This is a genomic window from Thalassospira sp. CA1 (genome assembly GCF_059052855.1).
Map to the genome: position 1 here is coordinate 151,964 of NZ_JBZCIA010000011.1, position 7,977 is coordinate 159,940.

Annotated in this window: 8 protein-coding genes; 4 read left to right on the forward strand and 4 right to left on the reverse strand. The window is 53.5% G+C overall.

Annotated features, from left to right (window positions below):
• Positions 1 to 86 precede the first annotated feature (86 nt).
• The 3 genes from AC5Q5A_RS17350 to AC5Q5A_RS17360 all read left to right on the forward strand — a co-directional run bounded on the left by AC5Q5A_RS17350 (position 87) and on the right by AC5Q5A_RS17360 (position 3,256).
• Complete coding sequence (locus AC5Q5A_RS17350) at positions 87 to 1,148, forward strand: TRAP transporter substrate-binding protein (RefSeq protein WP_174713873.1); 1,062 nt, start codon at positions 87 to 89, stop codon at positions 1,146 to 1,148.
• 110 nt (positions 1,149 to 1,258) lie between these two features.
• Positions 1,259 to 1,843 (forward strand): TRAP transporter small permease subunit, encoded by a 585-nt coding sequence (locus AC5Q5A_RS17355; RefSeq protein WP_493896034.1) that lies wholly within the window; start codon positions 1,259 to 1,261, stop codon positions 1,841 to 1,843.
• Positions 1,844 to 1,864: 21 nt separating this feature from the next.
• On the forward strand, positions 1,865 to 3,256 hold the full coding sequence (locus AC5Q5A_RS17360; RefSeq protein WP_063088886.1) for a TRAP transporter large permease: 1,392 nt from the start codon (positions 1,865 to 1,867) through the stop codon (positions 3,254 to 3,256).
• Positions 3,257 to 3,400: 144 nt separating this feature from the next.
• On the opposite strand, the gene spbR is transcribed toward AC5Q5A_RS17360, so the two are convergent.
• Complete coding sequence (gene spbR, locus AC5Q5A_RS17365) at positions 3,401 to 4,537, reverse strand: SpbR family protein (protein WP_008889656.1); 1,137 nt, start codon at positions 4,535 to 4,537, stop codon at positions 3,401 to 3,403.
• A gap of 473 nt (positions 4,538 to 5,010) precedes the next feature.
• On the opposite strand from spbR, the gene AC5Q5A_RS17370 reads away from it, so the two are divergent.
• The gene (locus tag AC5Q5A_RS17370) at positions 5,011 to 5,409 is read left to right on the forward strand and encodes a c-type cytochrome (RefSeq protein ID WP_064789388.1); all 399 of its coding nucleotides are present in this window, start codon (positions 5,011 to 5,013) and stop codon (positions 5,407 to 5,409) included.
• A gap of 127 nt (positions 5,410 to 5,536) precedes the next feature.
• Here AC5Q5A_RS17370 and AC5Q5A_RS17375 read toward each other — a convergent pair whose 3' ends face one another.
• From AC5Q5A_RS17375 to AC5Q5A_RS17385, 3 genes are all read right to left on the reverse strand, one after another.
• On the reverse strand, positions 5,537 to 6,304 hold the full coding sequence (locus AC5Q5A_RS17375) for a DUF6969 family protein (RefSeq protein ID WP_082923518.1): 768 nt from the start codon (positions 6,302 to 6,304) through the stop codon (positions 5,537 to 5,539).
• Between the two features lie 108 nt (positions 6,305 to 6,412).
• Positions 6,413 to 7,279: a formylglycine-generating enzyme family protein gene (locus tag AC5Q5A_RS17380; protein ID WP_493896035.1), complete on the reverse strand. Its 867-nt coding sequence runs from the start codon at positions 7,277 to 7,279 to the stop codon at positions 6,413 to 6,415.
• A gap of 208 nt (positions 7,280 to 7,487) precedes the next feature.
• The coding region (locus AC5Q5A_RS17385) for a hypothetical protein (protein ID WP_493896036.1) at positions 7,488 to 7,977 on the reverse strand (490 nt) is incomplete at its 5' end.

Here is a 7,977-nt window from a genome sequence, read left to right on the forward strand (position 1 = left end):
AGAATACCACCCAATAATAAAAGCAAAAGGTGGTGGTCGGCCTCACGTGGTATTACCAATTTCGGACTTCTTAGGGAGGAAGACGAATGACTTTTTCTAAAATGCTTAAATCCGCAACTTGTGCGGCCGTTCTTGCTGCGGTCGCGGTTGCGGCAGTACCTTCTGATGCGGATGCCCAGGATCGCGTTCGCTGGAAAATGGGCTCGACCTATCCGGGCAGCCTGACCCAGCTTGGCACGCTTGGCAAACGCGTCGACGAGAAGATCGACCAAGTTTCTGGCGGCAATATCAACATCAAATTCTATGAGCCGGGCGCACTTGTGCCGGCACTGGAAGTTTTCGATGCGGTTTCGACCGGCTCGATTGATGCGGCCTTCTCCACCCCGGGCTACTGGGCAGGTAAGGTTCCGGCCCTTCAGCTTTTCGGTGCCGTTCCGTTCGGCCCGCAGGCTGGTGAATATCTGGCATGGGTCAAGTTTGGCGGCGGCCAGGAAATCTTTGACAAGCTTTATGCCGAACATGGCATTAAATCGCTGTTCTGCGGCCTGATCGCACCGGAAGCATCTGGTTGGTTCTCCAAGGAGATCAATTCGCCGGAAGACCTTAAGGGTCTGAAAATGCGCTTCTTCGGTCTTGGCGCGAAAGTGATGGAAAAACTTGGTGTGTCCACCCAGCTTCTGGCCGGTGGCGACATCTATCCGGCACTTGAACTTGGCACGATTGATGCGACCGAGTTCTCCATGCCGGCGATTGACTTGAAACTCGGCTTCCACCAGGTCGCGAAGTACTACTACTTCCCGGGCTGGCATCAGCAGTCGACCCTGTTCGATCTGATGATGAACAAGGAAAAATGGGATGCGCTTTCCGATACCCAGCGTGCCCAGATCGAGTCCGTTTGTAACGACAACCTTGCATATGGCTTTGCAGAAGGTGAAGCGATCCAGTTCGACGCCCTGAAAGAACTTCAGGAAAAAGGCGTGAACATCAAGAAGTGGTCACCGGAAATGCTTGATGCCATGCGTGGTGCCTGGGAAGAAGTCGCAGCCGAGCTTTCAGCTGAAGATGCGAACTTCAAAATGGCTTATGAAAGCCTCCAGAGCTTCCGCGAAAACTACAAGATCTGGAAAGACATCGGTTATCTCGATTAATCCAACAGGTCTGAACGACTGTTAGGTCAGTCGACAAAAACAAGTCTCGGCAAGGCCGGGTGCTCCGTGCCCCGGCCTTGACCGCGATAAGAAGACCCGGGAGACCTTCTATGGAAGCGCTACTGAAATTTAGTGACATCATTGATGCCATCGTGACCCGCGTGGGAAAGTGGGCAAGCCTGCTTGCGATACCATTGATGATTGTCATCCTGTACGACGTGATCCAACGTAAATTCGGCGGTCAGGGATCCATCAAGCTCCAGGAGCTTGAATGGCACCTGCATACCGGCCTGTTTATGCTGTGCTTTGGCTTCGCCTATATTCGCGATGCACATGTTCGTATTGAACTTATCCGCGACAACCTTCGCCCCCGTACCCGTGCGATTGTCGAGATGATCGGCGGCATCATTTGCGTGCTGCCATTCTGTGCTTTGGTGCTGTATTTCGGGTTTGATTTTGTCGCCCGTTCATTTGAAAGCGGCGAAGTATCGGCTTCAACGACGGGTCTGACCCATCGCTGGATCATCAAATCAACCATTCCCATCGGCTTTGGCCTTCTCGCCATGGCGGGGCTTTCGATCTTCCTGAAATGCTTCGTCTATGTCTTTGGCCCGTCCAACCTGCATAAGCGCGCAGGCTATTACGTCGGGACCCACCATCTTGAAGAACTTGGCACTGCCAAGATCAAAGACTGAGCGGAACGGGGATAATTCCAAATGGATAACTTCTATATCGAAGACTGGTTTCCGCTGTTCATGTTTGCCTCGCTCGGCATTCTTGTCTTCACGGGACTTCCGGTTGCTTTCGTCATTTCCGGCATCGGGATCGGCTTTGGCTTCCTGGGCATGGCCTATGACGTTTTCTCGTTTATTGAATTTTTCAATATCGTTTCACGTATCTGGGGCGGCATCTCCGAAAACATGGTGATGGTTGCCGTGCCGATGTTCATTTACATGGGCACGATGCTTGAAAAAAGTGGTGTTGCAGAAGATCTTCTGGAATGCCTCAACATGCTGCTGCGTAAAGTGCCGGGCGGTCTTGCACTGTCGGTAACCCTGATGGGTACCATCATGGCGGCAACCACCGGTATTATTGGCGCATCGGTTGTCATGATGACCCTGCTCGCACTGCCAGTGATGATGCGTCGTAATTATGATCCGTCACTGGCCACCGGGACGATTGCGGCATCGGGGACACTCGGCATTCTGATCCCGCCATCGATCATGCTGGTTCTGATGTCCGACCTTCTGTCGGTATCGGTTGGTAACCTGTTCCTGGCGGCGATCCTTCCGGGTCTGATCCTGGCGGGTCTTTATACCGTCTACATCTTTGTACGTTGCCAGTTAAATCCGTCGCTTGCCCCGCCGCTTCCAGAAGGCGAAGCAATCCATGGCAAGGATCTGGCGATGATGGTGGTGCGCAGTTTCGTGCCGCCAGTGTTCCTGATCGTTCTGGTTCTGGGCTCGATCTTTGCCGGTTTCGCCACACCGACCGAGGCCGCAGGCGTTGGTGCGGTTGGTGCGACCTTCCTGGCACTGGTCAAGGGGCGCCTTAAATGGCCGGTCCTTAAGGATGTCTGCGAACGTTCGGCACTGACCGGCGCGATGCTGTTCTTCCTGTTTGCAGGTGCGACGGTGTTTTCGTATGTGTTCCGTTCGCTGGGCGGTGATGATCTGGTAATTGACCTTGTCGAAGGTGCTGGTCTGGGATCGTGGGGCATTTTGCTTTTGCTGATGCTGATCGTCTTTATCCTTGGCTTCTTCTTTGACTGGGTCGAGATCACCCTGATTGTTCTGCCGATCTTTGCACCGGTCATTGCCCAGCTTGATTTTGGGCATCACCTTGATATCGGCGGCCTCGAAGCCACCGAGGCACAGGTTCTGACCTGGTTTGCGGTCCTTGTGGCGGTGAACCTGCAAACAAGCTTCTTAACGCCACCGTTTGGGTTTGCCCTATTCTATCTCAAGGGTGTGGCGCCGAAATCCATCACCATCCAGCAGATCTACAAAGGCATCATTCCCTTCGTACTTCTGCAGGTTCTGGGTCTTATCCTCGTGATGTATTTCCCGGAACTGGCACTTTGGATGCCCAATACGCTGCTTGAATAGCGTGGCGTTTGGATAAGAACTGACAAAGGGCGCTGCCGGCATGGCAGCGCCCTTTTTATTTGGGCAACGAAGGCCCAAAAGAAAACCGCCCGGATTACACATCGGGCGGTTTTGACTTCAAGATCATCGTGCTGACAGGCGAGATCAGTGATGCAATGCCCGTTCACCCGGAAGCTGCAACATACGGCCCATCAGATAATCGACGTCATCTGAATCGAACTCGACCCCAAGATCACCATACTGGGTCAGGACCCGTTCGATCATCCGGCGCGAATAGCGTTCCTTGTCATGTTCTTCACCATCAAAGGAAGTCTCGCGGGCAACTTCAATCGCCGCACGAACACCCGGGAAGAAATGCTCTGGCATGCCGGCCTTGTTATAGATCGCTTCAAGGCCGAACGGACCACTGTCATGAATAAGAATACGGGTATTGATCAACGAGACACCCGCACGTTTCGCCAAGGCGGCCTCGAAGAAGGATACATCGCCCATGCAAAGTGCGCGCAGGATCAAACCGCTGGTCAGACGCTTGTTGTTATAAAGATGTTCGACAAGCAGTTCGACATCGCGTTCCTCGACACCATCACCAAGAAGCCCGATGGTCGCGCTTTCCTGCGACTGGGTCATGACGGCGTTAACGATCCCTTCGGGGATGTGGCCGCGCGAAATCAGCTGTGAACGCATCCGTTCGGACACGAGTGTCACCATGCGTTCGGCAATCGTGATTGGCAGATGATTGCGTTCGATCATCGGTTTCTGGATGCGTTCGTTGTCGCCAAAATCATCAACGACCTTTTGCAGGGAAACCTCGCTGATTTCGGCACCCTGGTTTGACATCAGGTCGACCATCACGTCTTCATGGCCGATATCGACCAGCGTTGCCGAAACGACTTCGGAAACATATGACCGCGAAGCGATCGCACGCTGCTTTTCGACACTATCGGCATTGTCACCGATGATGTCGACAAGGTCGTCGTCATTGAGAACTTCGGAAAATTCAAGAACCGGAAGCGCAACTTCGTCCACATCGCGGGCCAGCGTCGCGGCAACATCGTGGGGCACCAAAGGCGTCTGGGCGAGGTTCTTGGCAAGGGCCTTGCGCACGCGGACTTCCGCGTCACGGATCATCAGACGGAAAATATCTTCGGCCAGAACACGTTCGCTGTCAGTCAGGGTCTCGGTCGTGAATTCACGACTGATCTTGTCGGCCGTGTCCGCGCGATTTTCCCCTGACGGGTCCTGAACCAGCTTGCTCAGATCTTCTTTGGTGATACGTGGCAATAGATATCTCCTGGCACGCTTCTGATATGGCTGCCAAATTTCTGCGCAACATTATACTTCTGGCAGGAATTCGACAAACATATTTTCCTTAGTTGGGGCACAAGGTCCTGATTTTCAACCATCCTGTTGATCAATTGTCGAACCGGGATACTCCCCGTCCCTGATGGATTTCATCAAACCTTCTGCCACAATGGCAAAAACAAACTATTTCAGTCTTAGGCCTTACACCAGCAATCAGAAGCATCTGAAATCTGGCAAATTTCTACAGCTCAGCCGAAAAATTGACTAAACTCAAATTTTTCACCATCACACTATGATAGATCTGGTTACCAGTTTTTGAAGATCAAGCGATCTTGTACTTGTTCGACGCATAACAATATCCCGCGTTGACCTTGCGTTTACCCACAGATGCGCCAGAAAGTGGTGCATTATCCCGATCACCGGGAACATCGAACTAAGAGAGAGGCTCAATAATGACGTTTTCGCGCAAACTGGTTCTCGTTGCCAGCTCCATCGCCTTCCTGTCTGCCGCCCCTGCGATTGCTGGTGATGCGGAGAAAGGTGAAAAACTTTTCAAGCGCTGTGCGGCTTGCCACAGCCTTGAAGCTGGTGTGAACAAGGTCGGCCCAAGCCTTGCGGGTTCGTTCGGTCGTGAATGCGGCACGGTTGAAGGTTTCAAATACGGCAAGGGTTATCTTGCTGCCTGCGAAAAAGGCTTTGTTGCTGACGAGGCGTTCCTGACCGATTACCTCAAGGATCCGTCCGCGAAACTGAGCGAAATCGCGGGTTCCAAGGAACGCTCCAAAATGGCGTTCAAACTCAACAAAGATGAAGATGTTGCCGACATCATCGAGTTCCTGAAAGCTCAGTAACACTTTTACGATCTCGCAATACGAAATGGCCGGAGCAAACTGCCCCGGCCATTTTTGTTATTGGCACTCTGTTTGTAAGCTCTGGCAATGCGTCCTGGGTATTGCAGATACCTGTTGCGCAGGCACGCTATGCCGCCTCGCGCCGACGCAGAAGTTCTTCGCCGACCGAACGCATCTGCTCCACCGTTGCGACATCCAGGGTCGCAGTGACTTCAAGATCACGATCCTCATAGACGTCACGGTCCGGGTGTTTTTGTGCCCAATCGGCCACCGCCTGATCGCGTTCGCGGATCAGTTGTTCAATCTGCGGCCGGAAAAGTACCATCATGCCCGATACCCATCGATTGACCGGCCAGGACGGCTGGGCATGGTCGATGACAAAACCATCAAGCATGCCGATGACGTCTTCGGCGTCATACCAGACTTCGCCGGTAACCCAGCGATTGGTGGTAAACAATCGCTGGCAAAAGCCGAACTCATCCATCGAAAACGCGATCAGGTGCGAAAGTGCGTCGTTCGGCCCCTCGGGATAGGCGAACCCTTCGATCTGCTTGGGTTTGCAGCCATCGGGCATCCCGCGCGGACGCATGAATGTATGGAAATGTCCGTGCTCGTCCCAATCCCGGCGTTCTTCCTTGGGATGGGCGTGATAATAGAACTGCGCATGTGACTGGCGATCATAGACATCGCCCTCGGGGTAGTGGTTCCATTCATAGAACGTCCCCGATCCCTTGATCAGTTCACCGACGATGTTATCGCCCGTCGCCGTCAAAACGCGGTGACATTCCATAACATCGCGTCCCGCGGCCAACATCTTTTCAAGCTGATCTGTCGGGATAGACGCCAAATCGAGTTTGTCTTCAGTCATTTCTTTACCAACATCGTTGCGATCCACCCGTTATTCCTTTTGCACAGAATAAGGCGGTTTGCGACCGATCACGCCAATAAACCCCTTTCAACAGTTAGTGATTTGATGGCGCTTTGCAACAATCGTCTCGGGCGATCAGTGATCGCGCATCACCCGGAAACCAATCAGGATGTGCTTGAGATATTCCGGGCGGGCGTGACGGGCGGCCGGCCGACAAACCCCGCACCCGCGATCATCCCATGATCCGCCCTTAACTGTGCGATAGCCTGGCTGGGAAGACGAAGACGTCCATTCAAACACCTGCCCGACACCGTCAAGCACACCATATGGCCCGGCCTCGAACTGGCCGACCGGCATGGTATCAAACGGTCCGCTATCAGCACTGTTCAGGCGGCTTGCATCGAAAATATTTCCCCAAGGGTAGAACGTACCATCCGGGCCGCGCGTCGCCTTTTCCCAATAAAGCTCGTCGGGCAAGTGCCAGCTTTCACCCGTCTTTTCGCTCAGCCAGCGGGCATAGGCGTCGGCATCCTGCCAAGACACCAGAACGACCGGATGATTACCGCGCCCGCGCGGGGGACGACCATCGTTCCAAAGAAACGGCACGATGGTGTCATAGTTATAAATCAGCCCCTGACGTTCCCAGTCTTCCTGGCTGATCGTCGGTGCGGGATAGCCAGTTTCTTCGACAAAAACCGCATACTGGTCATTGGTTACCGGCGTTTTACCGATATCATAGCCCAAAAGATGGACGCGCCATTTATCGGCTTCGAGATCATACCAACGATTGCGACGGCTGATATCGTGGCCATAGACCTGCTCGTCAATCTGATAGGCATATTGCCGTTCGACTGAATCGGATCCCTGCCAGAACCAGCCAGACGGAATGTCGAGCGTCTCGGGAATTCCATTACCTGCCGCCTCTGCGTTTCCCGCAAGGCCAACAACGCACGCAACAGCGCAGAACTTCCAGATTTCTGCGATACGATCCCCGACTATCATACAAACTTCCGTCCTGATGGGCGGTGCGGCTCACGCTTTATTCAAACGAAACCCCAACTTATGCCCCCTTTATAACTGCCCCCAAGATGCTGAACTTTTGCCGCACTTTCAATCGGTTTGACAGTTTTCAGCCGGTATTTCTGACATGCATTTTCTCTAATGGGCTTCTAATCAATTGTAGGCAAACACCTTTTTGAACACGATGGTCTCACACAACAGTGAAACCATGTGACGCCGCTTCGGTGAAGAATTGGATCATAGTGCGCTTACCGATGGGCGATGGAACGCCCCGGATTGAACTTACCGGATCTTCAGAGAGGCACGACATGACCAAGAAATCCATGACTTTCGCACAAAAGGCACTCATCCCGGCAATGGCAATCGGCACCAGCCTTGCCATGGCAACACCGATGGCGATGGCCGCCCCACTTCCGGCACCGACCGCCGAAGTGGCAAGCTGCGCACCGTGCAGCCCATGTGCTGCCAATCCTTGTGCCGCAAACCCGTGTGCTGCGAACCCCTGTGCCGCCAAAAAAGTGGTTAACCCGTGCAGCCCGTGTGCTGCCAACCCGTGCGCAGCTAATCCATGTGCTGCGAAAAACCCGTGTGCGGCCAATCCATGTGCTGCGAACCCGTGCGCAGCAAAGTGATAATTTGATACGTCCCAACGGCAACGGGGGCGATGCAGTTGCATCACC